The sequence below is a fragment of the Haladaptatus sp. SPP-AMP-3 genome, from assembly GCF_049568665.1.
Lineage (GTDB): Archaea > Halobacteriota > Halobacteria > Halobacteriales > Haladaptataceae > Haladaptatus > Haladaptatus paucihalophilus.
In genome coordinates this window covers 1,638,475-1,655,880 of sequence record NZ_CP145897.1, presented here as the reverse complement: position 1 = coordinate 1,655,880, position 17,406 = coordinate 1,638,475, and the positions used below count along the sequence as shown (strand labels likewise).

General features: G+C 61.6%; 25 protein-coding genes and 2 tRNA genes. 15 read left to right on the top strand and 12 right to left on the bottom strand.

Features of this window, described 5'->3' with window-relative positions; translation table 11 throughout:
* Positions 1-60: 60 nt before the first annotated feature.
* A complete protein-coding gene (gene npdG, locus V5735_RS09330; RefSeq protein ID WP_423743270.1) occupies positions 61-729 on the top strand; it encodes an NADPH-dependent F420 reductase in 669 nt (222 codons plus the stop codon).
* 70 nt (positions 730-799) lie between these two features.
* On the opposite strand, the gene trxA is transcribed toward npdG, so the two are convergent.
* Together trxA and V5735_RS09320 are read right to left on the bottom strand one after the other, a co-directional pair.
* The gene (gene trxA / locus V5735_RS09325) at positions 800-1,069 is read right to left on the bottom strand and encodes a thioredoxin (protein WP_007979845.1); all 270 of its coding nucleotides are present in this window, start codon (positions 1,067-1,069) and stop codon (positions 800-802) included.
* A gap of 90 nt (positions 1,070-1,159) precedes the next feature.
* Entirely contained in the window at positions 1,160-2,143 is a 984-nt protein-coding gene (locus V5735_RS09320) for a phosphotransferase family protein (RefSeq protein WP_423743269.1), read from the bottom strand.
* Positions 2,144-2,245: 102 nt separating this feature from the next.
* Here V5735_RS09320 and V5735_RS09315 point away from each other — a divergent pair, with 102 nt between their 5' ends.
* From V5735_RS09315 to hisE, 4 genes are all read left to right on the top strand, one after another.
* Positions 2,246-2,410, top strand: coding sequence for a preprotein translocase subunit Sec61beta (locus V5735_RS09315; protein WP_026177836.1), 165 nt, complete (start codon positions 2,246-2,248; stop codon positions 2,408-2,410).
* Positions 2,411-2,446: 36 nt separating this feature from the next.
* Positions 2,447-3,031 (top strand): pyridoxal 5'-phosphate synthase glutaminase subunit PdxT, encoded by a 585-nt coding sequence (gene pdxT / locus V5735_RS09310; protein WP_423743268.1) that lies wholly within the window; start codon positions 2,447-2,449, stop codon positions 3,029-3,031.
* An 87-nt stretch (positions 3,032-3,118) separates the two neighbouring features.
* Positions 3,119-3,571 carry a bifunctional nuclease family protein gene (locus tag V5735_RS09305; protein WP_423743267.1) on the top strand — a complete coding sequence of 151 codons (453 nt, stop codon included), beginning with the start codon at positions 3,119-3,121 and terminating at the stop codon, positions 3,569-3,571.
* Positions 3,568-3,852, top strand: coding sequence for a phosphoribosyl-ATP diphosphatase (hisE, locus tag V5735_RS09300; protein WP_423743266.1), 285 nt, complete (start codon positions 3,568-3,570; stop codon positions 3,850-3,852). Before V5735_RS09305 ends, hisE begins: the two co-directional genes overlap by 4 nt.
* 56 nt (positions 3,853-3,908) lie before the next feature.
* Here hisE and V5735_RS09295 read toward each other — a convergent pair whose 3' ends face one another.
* Positions 3,909-4,439 carry a 50S ribosomal protein L16 gene (locus tag V5735_RS09295; protein WP_007979833.1) on the bottom strand — a complete coding sequence of 177 codons (531 nt, stop codon included), beginning with the start codon at positions 4,437-4,439 and terminating at the stop codon, positions 3,909-3,911.
* Positions 4,440-4,498: 59 nt separating this feature from the next.
* Positions 4,499-5,113 (bottom strand): metal-dependent hydrolase, encoded by a 615-nt coding sequence (locus V5735_RS09290; protein ID WP_423743265.1) that lies wholly within the window; start codon positions 5,111-5,113, stop codon positions 4,499-4,501.
* A 111-nt stretch (positions 5,114-5,224) separates the two neighbouring features.
* On the opposite strand from V5735_RS09290, the gene V5735_RS09285 reads away from it, so the two are divergent.
* Positions 5,225-5,842: a hypothetical protein gene (locus V5735_RS09285; RefSeq protein WP_423743264.1), complete on the top strand. Its 618-nt coding sequence runs from the start codon at positions 5,225-5,227 to the stop codon at positions 5,840-5,842.
* Between the two features lie 86 nt (positions 5,843-5,928).
* Here the strand turns inward: V5735_RS09285 and V5735_RS09280 are convergent, their stop codons facing one another.
* The 6 genes from V5735_RS09280 to V5735_RS09255 form a co-directional block, all read right to left on the bottom strand.
* Positions 5,929-6,639, bottom strand: a complete 711-nt coding sequence (locus V5735_RS09280) for a DUF2270 domain-containing protein (protein WP_423743263.1) — start codon at positions 6,637-6,639, stop codon at positions 5,929-5,931.
* Between the two features lie 234 nt (positions 6,640-6,873).
* Positions 6,874-7,068 (bottom strand): cold-shock protein, encoded by a 195-nt coding sequence (locus V5735_RS09275; RefSeq protein WP_007979825.1) that lies wholly within the window; start codon positions 7,066-7,068, stop codon positions 6,874-6,876.
* Between the two features lie 70 nt (positions 7,069-7,138).
* Positions 7,139-7,264 (bottom strand): hypothetical protein, encoded by a 126-nt coding sequence (locus V5735_RS09270; protein WP_423743262.1) that lies wholly within the window; start codon positions 7,262-7,264, stop codon positions 7,139-7,141.
* Between the two features lie 78 nt (positions 7,265-7,342).
* Entirely contained in the window at positions 7,343-8,128 is a 786-nt protein-coding gene (locus V5735_RS09265; protein ID WP_423743261.1) for a DUF2182 domain-containing protein, read from the bottom strand.
* An 85-nt stretch (positions 8,129-8,213) separates the two neighbouring features.
* Positions 8,214-9,662, bottom strand: a complete 1,449-nt coding sequence (locus V5735_RS09260; RefSeq protein WP_423743260.1) for an MATE family efflux transporter — start codon at positions 9,660-9,662, stop codon at positions 8,214-8,216.
* Between the two features lie 92 nt (positions 9,663-9,754).
* Positions 9,755-10,048: a HalOD1 output domain-containing protein gene (locus tag V5735_RS09255; protein WP_423743259.1), complete on the bottom strand. Its 294-nt coding sequence runs from the start codon at positions 10,046-10,048 to the stop codon at positions 9,755-9,757.
* Between the two features lie 172 nt (positions 10,049-10,220).
* Between V5735_RS09255 and V5735_RS09250 the strand changes: the two genes are divergently transcribed.
* Together V5735_RS09250 and V5735_RS09245 are read left to right on the top strand one after the other, a co-directional pair.
* The gene (locus V5735_RS09250) at positions 10,221-10,586 is read left to right on the top strand and encodes an ArsR/SmtB family transcription factor (RefSeq protein ID WP_423743258.1); all 366 of its coding nucleotides are present in this window, start codon (positions 10,221-10,223) and stop codon (positions 10,584-10,586) included.
* A 33-nt stretch (positions 10,587-10,619) separates the two neighbouring features.
* Positions 10,620-10,931, top strand: a complete 312-nt coding sequence (locus tag V5735_RS09245) for a DUF7521 family protein (protein ID WP_423743257.1) — start codon at positions 10,620-10,622, stop codon at positions 10,929-10,931.
* Between the two features lie 198 nt (positions 10,932-11,129).
* Here V5735_RS09245 and V5735_RS09240 read toward each other — a convergent pair.
* A tRNA-Phe gene (locus tag V5735_RS09240) sits at positions 11,130-11,203 on the bottom strand.
* A 136-nt stretch (positions 11,204-11,339) separates the two neighbouring features.
* On the opposite strand from V5735_RS09240, the gene V5735_RS09235 reads away from it, so the two are divergent.
* From V5735_RS09235 to V5735_RS09215, 5 genes are all read left to right on the top strand, one after another.
* Positions 11,340-11,465 (top strand): hypothetical protein, encoded by a 126-nt coding sequence (locus tag V5735_RS09235; protein WP_256388515.1) that lies wholly within the window; start codon positions 11,340-11,342, stop codon positions 11,463-11,465.
* A gap of 52 nt (positions 11,466-11,517) precedes the next feature.
* Positions 11,518-11,946, top strand: coding sequence for a hypothetical protein (locus V5735_RS09230; protein ID WP_007979807.1), 429 nt, complete (start codon positions 11,518-11,520; stop codon positions 11,944-11,946).
* A 1-nt stretch (position 11,947) separates the two neighbouring features.
* Positions 11,948-12,904 carry an alpha/beta fold hydrolase gene (locus V5735_RS09225; protein WP_423743256.1) on the top strand — a complete coding sequence of 319 codons (957 nt, stop codon included), beginning with the start codon at positions 11,948-11,950 and terminating at the stop codon, positions 12,902-12,904.
* Positions 12,905-13,012: 108 nt separating this feature from the next.
* Positions 13,013-13,150, top strand: a complete 138-nt coding sequence (locus tag V5735_RS09220; protein WP_154652461.1) for a hypothetical protein — start codon at positions 13,013-13,015, stop codon at positions 13,148-13,150.
* Positions 13,151-13,420: 270 nt separating this feature from the next.
* Positions 13,421-14,545 carry a hypothetical protein gene (locus V5735_RS09215; RefSeq protein ID WP_423743255.1) on the top strand — a complete coding sequence of 375 codons (1,125 nt, stop codon included), beginning with the start codon at positions 13,421-13,423 and terminating at the stop codon, positions 14,543-14,545.
* 200 nt (positions 14,546-14,745) lie between these two features.
* On the opposite strand, the gene V5735_RS09210 is transcribed toward V5735_RS09215, so the two are convergent.
* Positions 14,746-14,819 (bottom strand) — tRNA-Val (locus tag V5735_RS09210).
* A gap of 85 nt (positions 14,820-14,904) precedes the next feature.
* Here V5735_RS09210 and V5735_RS09205 point away from each other — a divergent pair.
* Together V5735_RS09205 and V5735_RS09200 are read left to right on the top strand one after the other, a co-directional pair.
* Positions 14,905-15,174 carry a DUF7538 family protein gene (locus V5735_RS09205; protein WP_423743254.1) on the top strand — a complete coding sequence of 90 codons (270 nt, stop codon included), beginning with the start codon at positions 14,905-14,907 and terminating at the stop codon, positions 15,172-15,174.
* A 276-nt stretch (positions 15,175-15,450) separates the two neighbouring features.
* Complete coding sequence (locus V5735_RS09200; protein WP_423743253.1) at positions 15,451-17,406, top strand: ABC transporter ATP-binding protein; 1,956 nt, start codon at positions 15,451-15,453, stop codon at positions 17,404-17,406.

The following is a 17,406-nucleotide window of genomic DNA, read 5'->3' as shown; positions in this document are numbered from 1 at the left end:
GAATCCCCCTCGATTCCCGCTTTCGGAGAACTTAACCGCGCTCCGACAGACTCCCCGTGTATGCGAATCGCACTCTTAGGGGGTACCGGCGACATCGGGCAGGGACTCGCGCTCCGTTGGGCGTTCGACACGGACCACGAGGTCATCATCGGCTCGCGCGACCCCGAAAAAGCCCGCACGAAGGCGGCGGAGTACGAAACCGAACTCGACAGCCTGGGCGTCTCCCGATCCATCAACGGCTTCGCCAACGGAATGGCCGCCGAACGCGGAGATATGGTCGTTCTCGCCGTTCCACCGTTCCACATCCGCGACACTATCGAGTCGGTCGCGGACCGCCTCGGCGACGTGGACGTCCTCGTCACCCCCGCCGTGGGGATGGACCGCGACGAAACCGGGTTCCACTACAAGCCGCCGAACGTCGGAAGCGTCAGCGAACTCGTCGCGGACACCGCACCCGACGGCGTTCCCGTGGTCGGCGCGTTCCACAACCTCTCGGCCGACCGTCTCGCCGACCTCAGCCTCGACCTCGACCAGGACACGCTCCTCGTCGGCGACGACGACGATGCCAAGGAACTCGTCGGACGGCTCGCCGAGGAGATAGACGGACTGCGGGCGCTCGACGCCGGTGGCATCGGAAACAGCGCGGAAGTCGAGAGCATGACGCCGCTCCTCATCAACCTCGCGCTCGAAAACGAGGGGATGCACGACGTCGGCGTGCGGTTCGAATAGCGTCCGCTGGTCGTGAATCCCGGACGGTTCGTAGCTGTTCGAAAAAGACTGCGTTGTGGCGGGACCGGAATTATGCGCCAGCTTTCTCCAAGACGCGTTCCAAGTCGTCGCGCTGGGTCACGCCGACGAAGCGCTCGACGACGCCTTCGTCGTCCTCGATGACGATGGTCGGAATCGAGCGAACTTGGTACTCGTTAGCGATGTCTTGGTGCTCGTCCACGTCTACTTTCTCGAATTCGACGCTCTCGTCCCAGTCCTCTTCGAGTTCGTCGAGGATCGGGTCTTGTGTCTTGCACGGCCCACACCAATCTGCGTAGAAGTCGAGTAACTTGACGGTCATGCGTTGCTCTTGGAAGGTTCCGTCGCCGCGTGCATAAGGGTTTCTTCCTCCTCGTCCTCTGCCGCCTGTTCGTCAGTCTCGGTCGCATCACTATCCGTCCCGTCGGGTGATCCGCTCGATTCGTCGCTCCATCTCCCCGTCCATCCACGCGGCGAGTTCCTCGGGGTCCTCGTCGCGGAACGAGGCGTACTTGTCATAGAATCCAGTGTGTCCCAGAAACCGAACCGCGTCGTAGATGGGTCGTCGCTCCTCGAACCCGTCCGGGAGGCCGCCCGCCCGGTCCCGATAGCCGTCGTAGAACGCGTGGACTATCTCCTCGGGACCGTCGGCACGGAGCGAGTCGAACTGGAGGCTCCGCGTACGCTCTACGTCCCGTACGGGGTCGCCGACGTGCGCGATTTCCCAGTCGAGAAGTCCGATTTTCCCTTCGTTTCGTCCCTCTCCGTGGAAACAGTTCGGACGGGCGGGGTCACCGTGGAGGAGCGTCGCTGGTGTGTCGTCCAGCAGTTCTCGATTGTCCTCCACGGCCTCGATAACGGCGTCGAAGTGATGGGAAAAGCGGTCTTGCGACCCGATGTCGCGCATCTCGGCTATCGTCTCGACGAGCACGTCCGTCCACGGCCCCGTTTCGAGTTCGAGACCGTCCGCGCTCCCGCCGACGATGCGGCCGTGTTGCTCGAAACGAAGCGCGTGGACGTTCGCCAGCGAGATCCCGACTTGTCGGGCCAGTTCCGCGCGCTCCGTCGCGTTCGCGTCGGACCACGAAGACAGCAGGCTCTCTCCGACAACCGGTGCCGTCACGAGATACGGAACCGCTCCGGCGCTGTCGCTCGCCAGCACCGTCGGGACTGGAACGCCGCCGCGTTCGCCCACGTAGTCGATTACGGCCCGTTCGCGGGCGATACGCGACCCGTCTCCGACGTTCGACATCTTCAGATACACCGACTCGCCGTCGCGGAAGTCGATGCCGACGGTTCGATTCTCGTCGTTCCACGAGGGGCCGGAGGGATGTACCGCGTCCACGTCGCGGTCGGGGAACGCGTCGTCGAGCGCCGCCGCGATCTGTTCGTCCATAGACATCACTTCTCCTGCCCCGATAAATGGGTTGGGTGTATGGAGGGCTGGATTCGATAGCATTGCGAAAGGTTTACCCCGACCGCTCTCGGACCCGAAACCATGAGCAGTGGTCAGAACTCCGGTGGCCTGATGTCCAGCGCCGGACTCGTGCGATACTTCGATGCCGAAGACCGGAACGCGATTCGAATCAACCCCAAGACGATATTCGCGTTCGGTGTCTTCTTCGGCGTCTTCATCATGGTACTGAACTTCCTCGCGCTGTAACGAGGCCCTTTTCCCGACCTGTTCCGAAGTGCCGGTATGAGTCTCAACGCTGGCGTCATCGCCGTCCAAGGCGACGTGAGCGAACACGCCGACGCGATTCGGCGGGCCGGAACCGCCCACGACGAATCCGTCGCAGTCACCGAAATCCGCCAGTCCGGTATCGTCCCGGACTGTGACCTCCTCTGTATGCCGGGCGGCGAATCGACCGCCATCTCTCGACTCCTGCAGTCGGAGGGTATCGCCCCCGAGATACAGGATCACGTGGAGGCCGGAAAGCCGATTCTCGCCACCTGTGCCGGTCTCATCGTCGCCGCGACCGACGCCGGTGACGACCGAGTCGACAACCTCGGCCTGCTGGACGTAACCGTCGAACGCAACGCCTTCGGCCGTCAGAAGGACAGTTTCGAAGCCCCCCTCGACGTGACCGGCTTGGACCACCAGTACCCGGCCGTGTTTATCCGTGCGCCGCTCATCAGCGACGTCGGGTCGGCGACCGTCCTCGCCGAGTGGGACGGTCGCCCCGTCGCCGTCCAGGACGGGCCGGTGGTCGGGACGTCGTTCCACCCCGAACTCACCCCCGACAGTCGGATTCACGGCCTCGCGTTTTTCGCCGACGAGTAGGGCGTTCGGCGGTCGACACGGGTTTTGTGGGCGCTTCCATTCGCCCGCGGTAAGCAGATTTTTGCCGCTGGGCCGCTTCGGTTCGCTATGGACGTTACAATCGACGCGGTACGTGTCGCCGCCACGGGGGAGGGTCCGCTTCCCGTGGTCGTCCTCGCACCCGAGGATGGCGACGACGTGCTTCCGATTTTTATTCGATTCGAGGAGGGTATCAGCATCGCCCGTGGCATGGAAGCCGAGGACATCGGCCGACCGCTGACCCACGACCTCCTGCTCGACGTGATGGAGGAACTCGGTGGCCGTATCGAGCGCGTCGTCGTTACCGGGTTGGACGACAACACCTACATCGCCGACCTTCACATCCAGACGCCGCGCGGCCACGAAGTCGTGGACGCCCGTCCCAGCGACTCGCTCGCGCTCGCCGCCCGTACCGGCGCGCCCATCGAAGTCGCTGACGAGGTGTTCGACCACGGCCACCAGGAACGCGCACAGTTCGACGACCTTCAAGACATCCGGGAAGTCGCCCAGATAGGCCAATGAACGACGTACTGGACGACCTGTTCGAGGTCATCGAAGACCGGAAGGAAACGCTCCCCGAGGACTCCTACACCGCCTCGCTGTTCACCCACGAGAAGGGCGAGAACGCCGTCCTCGAAAAGTTGGGCGAGGAGATGACGGAACTCATCCTCGCCGCGAAGGACGACGACCGGGAGGAGATGGCTTACGAGGGTGCGGACGTCATCTACCACCTGCTCGTTCTGCTCTCGATGAAGGACATGGAACCCACGGACTTGCGCGCGGAACTGGAATCGCGGCGCTGAATCGCGGTGCTATCGCTCACCGGACAGCACGTCACAGCAAAAAGAACGAATCGGATTTAGCTGACGAGTTTCTCTTCACCGCGCTCGACGATGATGCGGCACGGCGGGGAGATTTTGTTGTAGGCACGGCGGAGCGCGTCCTTCACGAGGGGCGCGTCGTCCACGGTACACCACGCGGTGAACACTCGATCACCGTTGGCGATTCGTGCCGCCGTTCCGACCGGCTTCCCGAACGCCTGTCGCATTCCGTCGGAAACACGGTCCGCACCCGCACCGGTCGCCTGCTTGTTCTCGCGCAGGACCTGGTGGGGGAACTTGCGGAGGATCATCTTGTAGCCGGTTTCGCCGATGTTCTTGAGCAGGAAGCGGTTCGCGGACAGGCGGGAGGCCTCCAGCGCACCGTGGCGAATCTGGCATTCTTCTTCGACGATGAGGGAAATCTGAACGGGGTAGTCGTCCTCGTTGCTGTCCACTTCGCCCATCTTGTGCTGTGCGATCTTCGAACCCGGAATTCCGGTGATGTATTCGCGTCGCGTGTACGAGGGCTTGTCGATGGCCCGGTACATCGAGGCAGGTTTGTCGGACATAGTTACTACCGAATCTGTTGGTCAGGGCGTGAATAAACCCTTCGAAGCGCGTTCGCTCCTCACCGGACGAAATCGCCGATAAACCGGTCAGGGACGTACGCCAGCATGTGCGACGGAATCCGCCCGACCAGCCACTCCGCGATGTTCACGAGAGGCTTCCGAAGGAGCGCGTAAACTCCCGAAATCATGACCGCGAGGACGACGAGCGTCTGAATCGTCCCGTCGTAGAGCACGAGGCTCGGCACCGCGAGTGTGACTCCCAGCGCGAAGTCCTCCGGCGCGCCGTCGTACCGAATCCAGCGACGCGGCGGAATCCACTGCCCGTGGAAGTGGCTGTACACCGCACGTTCGGACTGGCCGAGCCACGGTTTCAGTTCCAACCCGCCCCCGAAGGCGTCCGAAACGGAGTGTGCGGCCGCCGCGAGGAGGAAGAACCCGAGCGCGAATGTCCACGAGTTCGGTACCAACATCGCCCCGGCGAGCGCCGCTGTCGCCGCAATCGAGTAGTACACCGGGAAGTGCAGCGTCTTCCTGTGTCCCGAATACAGGTCGAAATCGGGAAACACCCCACCGGCGAGCCCGGCGAAAACGGCGACGGGAGCCAACTCCGGTGCGACGAAGAGCGAGGCACTCCCGAGCAGCACGCCGATAAGGGCGTGCGTCGTTGCCATCATAGTACCACCGATACGCAAGGTTCGCATAAACACCTGTCGGAAATTCGTGGTACCACATAGCACACGCCGATAGCCACTGTTTACTTCTTCCGACACTTAGCGCAAATCGGGATGAAAATCGGCATCTCCTCGTCTCGTCTCGTCCGACTGATGCAGTTGGCCATCCTCGGCATCACGTTCGTCGGCCTCGTGACGAGGAACGTCGGAGTGTTCGTGAACGGCGTCTTCGCGTTCGGCATCACCGTTCTCCCCGGGGTGTTGCGGCGCGACTATCGTCTCTCGCTCGACACGTCGCTGACGCTGTGGATTACGGCCGCCGTCTTCCTCCACGCAATCGGCATGCTCGGACTCTACGACGAGGTTTGGTGGTGGGACCACCTCACGCACCTGCTCTCCGCGACGCTCGTCGCGGGCGTCGGATACTCCACTGCGCGCGCCTTCGACGAACACTCCGACGCGGTGTTCTTTCCGCCCCGGTTCATGTTCGTCTACGTCCTCCTGTTCACGCTCGCGTCCGGCGTCCTCTGGGAGGTTCTGGAGTTCGCAGCGCGAGGGAGTGCTCACTTCATCGGCGTGAAACCAGTGCTCATTCAGTACGGACTGGACGACACCATCGTCGACCTCATCTTCGACGCCGCGGGCGCGGTGCTGGTCGCGCTGTTCGGAACCAGCGTCCTCTCCGGGACGGTCGAGACGCTCCTCGCCCGTTTTTCGAGAGAGAGCGACTGACCGACACCGAACGACACGAACCTATCCGACGACTCGGGTCGAGAAGAACACGTAGTGGCCGTCGTCTCCCGCCAAGGCGTTCCGAATCACTCCCGCGAGTAATCCCACCCCGTCACGTCGCTCGGCACAATTTCGCCGTTGATGTGCCACGTCCGGGGCCGGTAGGCGATGACGAGGATTCCCGCGTAGAACGCGACGACGATGGCCGTGACGATGGTTCCCGGAATGTGACCGATGGCAGCCCCTTCCGGCCACGTATCCTTCGTGTAGGCCGTCAACTGGAACACCCATGCCACCAGCAGGACGAAGAAGAGCGGCGCGTACACACGACGGAGACGGTGTGCCAGCGCCTCTTCCAGCGAGACCTTCATCTTCGGATGTCGGTAGTCCTCGCTGAGCTTTTGTCGCCACTCCTCGTCCACGACGCCTTTGGAGTCGTCGAGTCCGAGTGCGAACACGTTCTGTTGGAGCATCCGTACCCGCGAGCGCCAGATGTCGTAGGCGCGATAGCGACGCGCCTCGATGAGCAGGAAGATGCTCACCGTGATGATGGCGAGGAGGACGATGTAGTGGGGATTGCTTCGATTGGAGAACGCCCACGTCAGGATGGCTGCCATCAGCGTTATCGCCCAGTTGCTCGTCCGGTCCAACCGCTCGCGCCAGAACTTCATTCGGTGAATTTCGCCACGGTACAGGTGTGCGAGCGACGAACTCGGCCCCATGTTCTGCTCCAGCAGTCCCGCGCCGATTTCTGTGCCACTGGTATCCGGTGGTTCGGGTGTATCTTCGTCAGTCATAATCGGTGAGAGGTGTCGGTTTCGATATCTACAGTATTGTGCTGTAGAGTAAAAACCGTCGTGGTTCCGTACCGCCGACCTTCGTCTCGCCGTGTCCCTCTTCGCGGTCGTTCGCCGTCGCTCTCGCGTTCCGATTTGCGTGATGACGCAAACGACCGCTCGGCCGCGCTGCTATGCGGTTTCGCGTCGGTAAAAGTGTTGTAGTAGGGTATTCCTCACAAAATCGTCGCCCGATTACAGACGGGTGACGTTCTTCGCTCGGGGGCCTTTGGGGGCCTGTTCGATATCGAATTCGATCTCCTGTCCCTCTTCGAGGTCAGCGCCGCCCACGTCTTCCATGTGGAAGAAAACGTCGTCGTCCGCGTCGTCCGTCGAGATGAAACCGTAGCCGCCAGTGTCGTTGAAGAAATCAACTTTGCCTTTCGCCATTGCTTTTGTATGGAATGGGGCCCCACGGATAACACTTCCGAGAGTGGTGTTACCATGACCGCCGGATTTTTTACTCTCCGAGAACCCGTGCAACTACTCCCACGATGAGGACGAGCGCACCGGTGATGAACGTCCCGGGAACCGGGAGGACGAACAGGGCGAGACCGAGGAGCAGGACGAGCGTCGATGTTTTCATGACGGACTGGGATTCATCCGGCCCACGGTTACTGTTTGTGGGCGAAAAGGGACATAACGGGAGTCGAGCGAGGGTTCGTCAGACGACCGCGAAGACCACCAGTCCGACTCCGGCGACACCCGAGAGTGCCCCGATGCCTCGTGCCAGTCGTTCGCCGTCGGGTGCCAGTATCTCGACGGATATCAGCGCGGTGACGGCGACCACCCAGAGGAGGTTCATCGACCCCACGACGACCATCAACGCCATCAGCGCCCAACAGCACCCGACGCTATCCACGCTCAGTCGCCATCCGGAACGGAGCGCACTGCGAATCCCCGAAACGTCCCCGTCGAATACGCCGCTCGGCCGCCGACAGTGTTTCAGATGGTGGCGTTTGAACGGCGACAGTTGGTACGCGGACAGCACCAACAGCGTCGCCGCCAGCAGGAGGGGGCGGTTCTCCGGCGCGGCGGATGCGATGGGAACGACGAGATTGAACGCGAGCGGGACGACCCCCGTGAGGACCCAGACGAGCGTGTACGTTCCCATCACCGACACGACGGTCGCCGCCCGTCGCACCTTTGTCGTTGACCCTACCGCGTCGGCGTACGCTCGAAACGCGTGCGCCGACGACGGGTACATCATCGCGGTCATCATGGCCCCCCACAGGACCAGATACAGGCCGATACCGGCCACCCCGTTCGACAGCGCCATCGCCTCCGGGACTCCGGGAGCGGACATGTGCATCGCCATCGCCGACCCCGGCATGGGAAGAACGTGAGTTGCGAGCAGTATCCACGCGAGGAGCGCGACGCCGTAGGTGAACAGAACGACGGGATGTCGCTGGCGGGCGAAGAACCGACGCGGGGTATTCCAGACGTGCATCATTTCCTCCGAGCGGGTCCGCCATCGCTCAACAGACATACGTTAGCGGTCGGCATAAGACTGCTCTGCTCCCGCTGAATCCCGCTCAGTCGTCCGCGTACGACGCTTCGGGGCGGAACTGTCGGCTGATGATTTTCCACCGCCCCGTCGAAAACCGATAGTAGTTGAGGATCGCCGGAATCGTCGTCTCGGCGACGAACGAGAGGTACAACCCCGCGATTCCGAGCGCCGTCGTCGCACCGAGGTACGCCAGCGGAATCGAACAGCAGAACATCCCAACTGCTTGGGCGAAGAATGGCCAGCGGGTGTCGCCGCTGGCGTCGAGCGGCCCCGCGACCGACCCGTTTACTCCCTGTGCTAGGATGGCGACGCACGAGACGTACACGAGCGACACCGCGACGGGAATCGACGGGTCCCCCGGGTCGGCGACGAACGAGAGCACGATGGGTTTTGCGAACGCGAACACGATTGCGGCCGCGACGACGTACGTCGCCACGGAGAAGAGGATGACATCGCGGGCGTACGTCTCGGCGCTCCGTTCGTCTCCCGCCCCGAGTTCTTGCCCCACGAGGCTGCTCGACGCCAAGCCGAATCCCCAGCCGGGCGTGTTCATCAGGCCCCAAATCCGACGGCTGATGACGTACGCCGCCGCGACGCTCGGGCCGAACAGGGCGACGATGGCGAGCATCGGAAACTTGGCGACCGTCCACACCATGTTCCGTCCGACGACGGGAAGGCCGATGTTCACCACCTGTCGGAGCGTTTCCACGTCGAGATACGTCCCGGTCGGGTCCACCTTCACGGGGAGTTCGCCCACGACGGGAAGCCGACCGGCGACGACCCCGACGGCGAACACCGCGGTCACGACCACGTTCGAGAGGACCGTTCCCCACGCCGCACCGGCGACGCCCATCCCGAACTGGAAGACGAACACGGCGCTCAGGACGATGTTCGTCACCGCGCCGCCCGCCCGAAGCAGCATCGGCGTCCACGCGTCGTCCGCGCCGATGTAAATCCGGCTTCCGACGAGGTTGAGGGCCGCGAGCGGAACCCCGAGCGAGATGATGTGCAGGTACCGCGCCCCCAGTTCGACGATCATCTCGTCGCCGGTCATCAACGAGACGAGTTCCGTCGGAAACAGCCAGAAGACGACCGCAACCGGAAGTGAGACCAGCAGCACGAGCGCGACGCTCGACCGAATCGCCTGTCCCATCTCCTCGTACGCGTCCGCCCCGTATCGCTGTGAGACGAGCGCGATTGTCCCGCCCGCAAAGCCGCCGCCGAGCGAGAACGCCATGCCCCAAAACGGTGCCGCGAAGCCGACGCCCGCGATGGCCGCCGGTCCGATGGCGATGCCGACGAACGCCACGTCGACGGCGTTTTTCGACATTCGAGCGATGCCGGTGACGATGCGCGGCCACGCTAAATCCGTCGTTCGCCGCACGTTTTTCGCGTCGACGAGGCCGAGACGGGAGAGTACGAGACCGATTGCGAGAATAGTCCACCGTGCCGGATTCGGGAAACGAGCGTCCACAGAGGTTGTTTCGAATCGAAACTAAAAGTTCTTTTCAGATGCGGTAAGGGAAGTGGGAGTTCGCATCGTTCAGCTTTCGTTTCCGTTCCGACTCACATCCCCGGGGTGAGAATCACGCGCGAATCGCCCGTCACTTCCACCCGATAACCGAGATAGGCGAACGTGACTGACGACACCGCGTCCGAGGAGGTGATCCGTTCGAGGGCATCGCCGTCGACGGCGAAATAGAGCGGTTCGAGGTCGTCCATGTCGGCGTTTTCTGCCGCCATTACTGCCGATACCACGACTTCACAGACGGATTCGTCCGAACCGATACTGCGTTCGTAACTGTCCCGTGATCGAGTGTTCGCCGGTTCGACCGGCATGCTGTTCGTTGATTCCTTCATGGGTCTCACTCGTTGGCGAGTCGAACGTTAAGAGCAAACCACTCGGATTTCGACCCGTCCTGTAACGACGTATGGAGCGCCACGTGATTAAAGACAGGCGCGCTATTTCGGGGTCCGAAATCGCCCGACTACCGGACCGACGTTTTTATCCGATGCGCCCCTACGTCCGTCCGTGAGCAAGGAATGGGGGCCTGACGACATCTTCGACGTTCTGGCGAGCGGAACGGCGAGGGAGATTCTCCTCTTGAGCAGCTCCGCGGCCATGTCCGCACAGCAACTCGCGGAGGAGTGTGGCGCGTCGAAACCCACCGTGTACCGGCGTATCAACAAGCTCCACGAGTACGATCTGCTCGAACAGAAGGTCGTCATCGACGAAAGGGGGAACCACTACAACACCTACCGGACGAACATGGACCGCATCTGCTTCGAAATCAGTGACAATGAATTCGTCGTCACCATCCGATTCGACGAGGACCTCATCGACCGATTCGTATCGGCGTGGACCGGACTCAAAGGGACGGAAAACGGAGTTGATTGACGTGTCGCTCGTCCACACCGGAGGTGAGCGCTCGTGGTGAACGGCGTCCTCTTCTGGACGTTCGTCCTCACGAACCTGTTCGTCTTCGTCGTCGGCTCGGCGCTCACGTATCTGAGCTATGCGGCGTACCGACGGGTGGGACAGCGGTCCTTCCGATACGCGATTCTCGGATTCGGCACCGTGACCGTCGGCTCGCTGACCGAACTCGTCTACGAACTCCTGATAAAGCGGGGTAACGAACTCGACATGACCGAACTGCTCGTCCTCCGTACCGGCGAATCGGCACTCATCGGTCTGGGACTCGTCTTTCTGTTCTACTCGCTGATGAGTCCCGACCGGTCGTGAGCGGGTGTGGGAATCACTGTTGCGTGTATTCGTGATTCTGCCGTCGTTCGCTTCGCTCGCGGATCAGAATCACAAGAATGCCGCCTCCCGGATTTGAACAACGCCCGAGAACCTGCGCTCCGCGCAGAACCTCGGTCTAATTCAAATCGCGGTCGGTAGGATACTTTCCGCTCGGCGTGATTGCCTCGCGGAAAAGTATGCCGCCTCCCGGATTTGAACCGGGGACAGCTCGATCTTCAGTCGAGTGCTCTCCCAGTCTGAGCTAAGGCGGCTCATTCTGGAAAAGGCGGATGGTACAAAAAAGGATTTCGAAATCCACCCGAGGGAAGACGGACGGAGGGAAAACTCCTGACGCACCCACGCACGGGTAACAGAAGCCATTTATCCGTTGTCGTGGTATTATATCGCATGGGTGAACGTGCTTGCTATCTGGAGTTTTGTCCCGCGTGCGACGCGCCGGTGACGATGGTCGACGAGCGATGTCCCGACTGCGGGAAATCGCTGTCTGATTCCGAGTCGCACGCCCCGGATTGATTATGTGATTTTTTATCACGTTGGGTCTTGTCCCCCTGTCTTGGGGGAGAGCATGAACGACACAGACCTCGCCACGCACGAGTGGTGGGAACGATACAAGGAAACGGTGAATAGCGACCCCGAGATGGGCGTTCGGGGCCACGACAAGTTCAACGACAACTTCTACGTTGAGATCGGCGACGAGCGATTCCTCGTCGAGATGCAGGGCGGGAAGGTTCGAGACATCATGCCGAATCCGACCTTGAACGACCGCTGGTCGTTCGGCGTCGAAGGCTCCCGCGAGGCGTGGGAGGAGTTCGTCCAGGAGAACCCGCCCGCGTTCAATCACGAAATCGTCGCCTCGCACTATCGCAGCGCGGTGAGAAACGAGGACGGCCACCTCCAGATGCGGGGAGACAACAAGAAGATATTCCAGAACTTGCGCGCGTTTCAGCGAACGCTCGATTTGATGCGCGTCGCACACAACAACGGGGGGAGCTAACATGGCCGAGCACGGGACCGTCGAGCCGATCACGGGCAAGTACGTCCACACGGAGATCGGCGGTACGGACCACCGGATTTACTTCGAGGAAAACGGGCCGGAAGACGGGATTCCGCTCCTCTGTCAGCACACCGCGGGCAACAACTGTCAGGAGTGGCGCCACCTCCTCACCGACGAGGAGATAACCGAGGACTTCCGCGTCATCGCCCACGACCTGCCGTATCACGGGAAGTCGGTTCCCCCGACCAGCCAATCGTGGTGGGAGGAAGATTACACGATGACGGCGAAGCAGTTCACCGAGACGCTGGTCGCGCTCGCGGACGCGCTCGACCTCGACGATCCTATCTACATGGGGTCGTCGATGGGTGGAAACATCGCGCTCGAGTTGGCCGATTGGTATCCCGACCGGTTCCGAGCGCTCATCGGACTGGAATGTGGCGCGCACAGTCCGGGCTTTTACATCGACTGGCTCGACCATCCACAGGTCAACACCACCGAGGTGAACGCCTACTCCTGCTGGGGATTGATGGCTCCACAGAGCCCGGAGCAGACACGACGAGAGACGATGTACCTGTACGAACAGGGTGCGAACGGCGTGTTCAAGGGCGACCTCTATTACTACTCGGTTGACCACGACTACCGGGACAAACTCGACCAAGTGAACGCCGACGAGTGCCCGTTGTACATCGTCAACGGCGAGTACGATTACCTCACGACGCCGGACGACGGACGGGAAACGGCAAAAGGGGTCGGCGACGGAGCGACTGCCGTCGAGATGGCCCAAATCGGCCACTTCCCGATGAGCGAGCATCCGGAACTGTTCAACGCGTACCTGAAAGAGATTCTCGCGGACATTACCGGGGACCGAGACGAGGCGCTCCCGGACGTTCTGACGCCCGACGACGTGGGGATCGAACTCCAACCACCCGCACCCGCACGGGAAAAACCCGCGGAATAGCGTCGTCTCATTTTTCAGTCTGGTCGCCGTGAGGAACGGAGTAAGCGGTGAATACCGAGACCGGGAGAAAGCTTATTGCTACACGGTACCGCAGGTCGAGATACCCAAATGGTGCAAGAGAACACCGATAGATGGGATGATTGCTTGGAACGCGAAATCGACGGCGGGGTCGAGCTGTACGACCCCGAAAACGAAGACGCGTGGATTTGGTCCGACCTCGGCGTAGAACTCTCGTGGGAAGCGTAACTTCGGGGGTCTATCGAGCCGCACCCGAGTAACGAGCGATTTCCGACCGGCGAACACGCGAGTGCTGTCCTCGTGTTGCAACCGTTCTCCCCTCGACCGCCCCCGGAATGGCTAATCGGTGGCAAATCTAGACACATATTTTACTTGACTATCTCGTCGGATAACAAGAGAAAATATTTATTCTACCAATTGGTGTGGATATGCAAACAGGTTCGAACGGGAAGACGGACCCTCCACCGTCACCGTTCAGACTCCTTCCCCGCTAGTACAATGCACGTCTCATCCTTCGAACGCGAAACGCTCAAATCTCCCGCTTTCATCGTCCCCGGTTTCATCCTGTTGGGCATCCTCGAAACGCTGAATCGGTATTTTCGAATTCTATCAGGCAGACGGCAGGCGCACATCGACGTCCGGTGCTGTTGGCGACCCCTCGCCGAGGCCGTCCTCGCCGGGAAGCCGATGTACGTCCGTCCGGCGGTGGACAACAAACCGCCGCTGTTCGAACTGCTGAACGTCGCCGTCGCGGCGACCGGCCAGTATCTGCTGGTCTTCTTCGTGCTCATCGGCATCGTGAACGCGTTCTCCGCCATCCTCCTCTGGCGAATCTGCGCCGAACGCAACGCCTCCCGCGTCGGACTGATGGCCGGACTGCTGTTCCTGACGAGCGTCCCCGCCACCGGGGGGACCGTAGTCAACGTTCGCTCGTTCGCCATCGCGGGTATCCTCCTCGCGCTCTGGGTCAAACATCCCCTCGCACGCGGTGCAGTCATCGCGGCGGCCGGTCTGTTCTCCCAGCACGCGGTGTTCGCCGTTCCCGTCCTCGCCTACGACGGTCTTCGCTACCTCGAACGCGATGATTGGACGGCGTGGCTCACGAAATTCGTCGCCGGTGGGCTCGGCGTCGTCGCCGTCTCCTTCGCGTTCGTGTACGCCGTATGGGGGTCGGCGTCCTTCCACGGCGCGCTCTACTGGTCGTTCGGTGCCGCGAAGAAGTACACGACCAACCCGGCCGTTCCGTCGCTCATCGGCGACACGAGCCGGTGGCTCGCCGCTCTCTACCGTGAAACCATCAAACACCTCTTCCTCCTCGTTCCGGCCGCTGTCGTCGTCCACCAACTCGTCACCGAACGCGGTTCGAAACGCGTCCTTCGTTCGACGAACGCTCCCGTCGTCACGGCGACCCTCCTCGCGTTCGCGATGACGATTCCCCTGTTCGTCCGCGCCTATCGCGCGTACTGGCTGTACCCGCTTCCCTTCCTCGCCCTGTTAGCGAGTATCGGCTATCAGCAGCTATTCACGCTCGGCCGGGACGGGTTCTCGTCGTCGGAGGAACGTCGGCGCGCTGGTCGTGAGCGACCTCCTGCTCGCGGTCAGCACGACGATTCCCCGCGATAGAAGCGTTCGCCGTCGAAGGTGTTGCACTGCTCTTTGGTGGATTGCATCGCGCAAAATTCAGTGGGTTCGGGCGGATTCGAACGACGCCCGGACATGCTCACTACGTTGCGCGTGCCCGGTCTACTTCGAACCCGCCGAACGTTTCCTTTCGTGGCCTCGGTGGTTCGCTTCGCTCACCACGAAATGCCACGAAAATCCAATGGGTTCGGGCGGATTCGAACCACCGACCTCGGCCTTGTAAGGGCCGCGTCATAACCAACTAGACCACGAACCCGTACCGTGGAAAAATCGCTCCGGAGGAATAACTGTTACTTTCTCCGTTTCGTAACGACTACCACGCTCGCTAGCAATCCGCAAGTATGGACGACACGCTCTCCGAACTCGGCGAACAGGATGGCTGGAAGGTGGACGGGTTCGCCGCCCGCGTCCACTACCGCGGCGCTGACGACTACTACAGCATCGAGTACTATCAGCCCAGCCAATGCGTGCTCTACTGGAAAGTGAAGGGGGACGGCGACGTGGCGGTTCCGGTCGGCCGCGGGACGGTGCCCGGCCCGCTCCGGGAACGCGTGCGCATGGATTTGACCGAGGCCGGTATCGACCCCGACGTCGAAAGTCGTAGCCTGTAACCGCCGCCACGTCTCCTCTTTCGAGTGGCCACGTGTCTCGTTTCTAGAAACAACGTATTTTTACCGCAGTTGTTCCTTCTCTCCCTGTGATCGGACGGAGAACGAACCCTGGTGTATCCGTCCCTCCGCGATAGCGACCATCGCTTCGGATCTCCTCCCTGCCCGAACGCTTATGCGTGACTTGGCCGTTCCTGCGTTGGTGCACCACCGACTGAAGCGGCGGTGTTTCGGTTCGTAGGAAACTCTTATCAATACAGTGTCCCTTGAGAGAGAATAATGAGCATACACACGGACGAAGACGACCCGTTCGAGGAACAGCGGGAGAACGCCGACAATCCGATGCGGCGTCTGTTCGTCGAATACGGGGGCGAAAATCGCTTCGCCTTCGTCGTCGGGGTCGTCTCGAGCCTCTTTGCCCGTATTCTCAACCTCCTACCGCCGATAATTCTCGGCGTCGCCATCGATTCTCTCATCAGCACGGACAAAAAAATTCCCTACTCGGAGGCGCTCTCCGGGCAGGTTCCGTTCCTGTCTGCGAATATAGCCGAGGGGGTTACACCAGGCACCGAAATCGGCCAGTTCTGGTTCTCGGTCGTCGTCATCGCGCTCGCGTTCGGCGTGGGGGCGATGTTCCACTGGGGGCGGAACTGGGGCTGGAACTCGTTCGCCCAGAACATCCAGCACTCGATTCGCACTGACACGTACGACAAGATGCAGCGACTGGACATGGAGTTCTTCTCGGACAAGCAGACCGGCGAGATGATGTCTATCCTCTCGAACGACGTGAACCGCTTAGAGCGGTTCCTCAACGACGGGATGAACTCCGCCTTCCGACTCGGCGTGATGGTCGTCGCCATCGCGGCCATCCTCTTCACCATCAACTGGCAACTCGCGCTCGTGGCGATGGTGCCGGTGCCGCTCATCGCGGCGTTCACCTACAAGTTCATCCAGATAATCCAACCCAAGTACTCCGACGTCCGCTCGTCGGTCGGCAAGGTCAACTCCCGACTGGAGAACAACCTCGGCGGCATTCAGGTCATCAAGACGAGCAACACGGAGTCCTTCGAATCCGACCGCGTGAACGACGTGTCGAACGACTACTTCGGCGCGAACTGGGACGCCATCGTCACCCGCATAAAGTTCTTCCCGTCGCTCCAGATTCTCTCGGGGTTGGGCTTCGCACTGACGTTCATCGTCGGCGGCCTCTGGGTGTTCAACGGCGAAGGACCGTGGTTCTTCTCGGGGAACTTGGAAGCCGGTGAGTTCGTCACGTTCATGCTCCTCACCCAGCGGTTCATCTGGCCCATGGCGCAGTTCGGGTCCATCATCAACATGTACCAGCGCGCGTACGCCTCCAGCGCCCGAATCTTCGGGCTGATGGACGAACCGAGTCGGATTCAGGAGGACCCCGACGCGAAGGACCTCGACGTCACCGAGGGAGAGGTCGTCTACGACCACGTGACCTTCGGCTACGACGAGAGCGAAACCATCGTGGAGGACATCACCTTCGAAGTCGAGGGCGGCGACACGCTGGCACTCGTCGGGCCCACCGGGGCCGGGAAATCCACCGTCCTCAAACTCCTGCTCCGCATGTACGACGTAAACGAAGGTGCCATCCGCATCGACGGCACCGATATCCGCGACGTGAGTTTACCGAGCATCCGCCGGAACATCGGGTACGTCAGCCAGAACACCTTCCTCTTCTACGGGACGGTCAAGGAGAACATCGAGTACGGAACGTTCGACGCCAGCGACGCGGAGATAGAGGAGGCCGCCAGGGCCGCCGAGGCGCACGAGTTCATCACCAATCTGCCCGACGGCTACGACACCAAAGTCGGCGAGCGCGGCGTGAAGCTTTCGGGCGGTCAGCGCCAGCGGATTTCCATCGCCCGCGCCATCCTGAAGGACCCGGAAATCCTCATCCTCGACGAGGCGACCAGCGACGTGGACACGGAGACGGAGATGCTCATCCAGCGCAGCCTCGACAAACTTACCGAGAACCGGACGACGTTCGCCATCGCACACCGCCTCTCGACCATCAAGGACGCGGACAAAATCGTCGTCCTCGAAGGCGGCAAAATCGTGGAACGCGGTCGCCACGACCAACTCATCGGCAACGACGGTCTCTATGCGCATCTCTGGGGCGTTCAGGCCGGGGAAATCGACGAACTGCCACAGGAGTTCATCGACCGCGCCGCCCGAAGAACGGCGCGAACGGACGCCAACGACTGA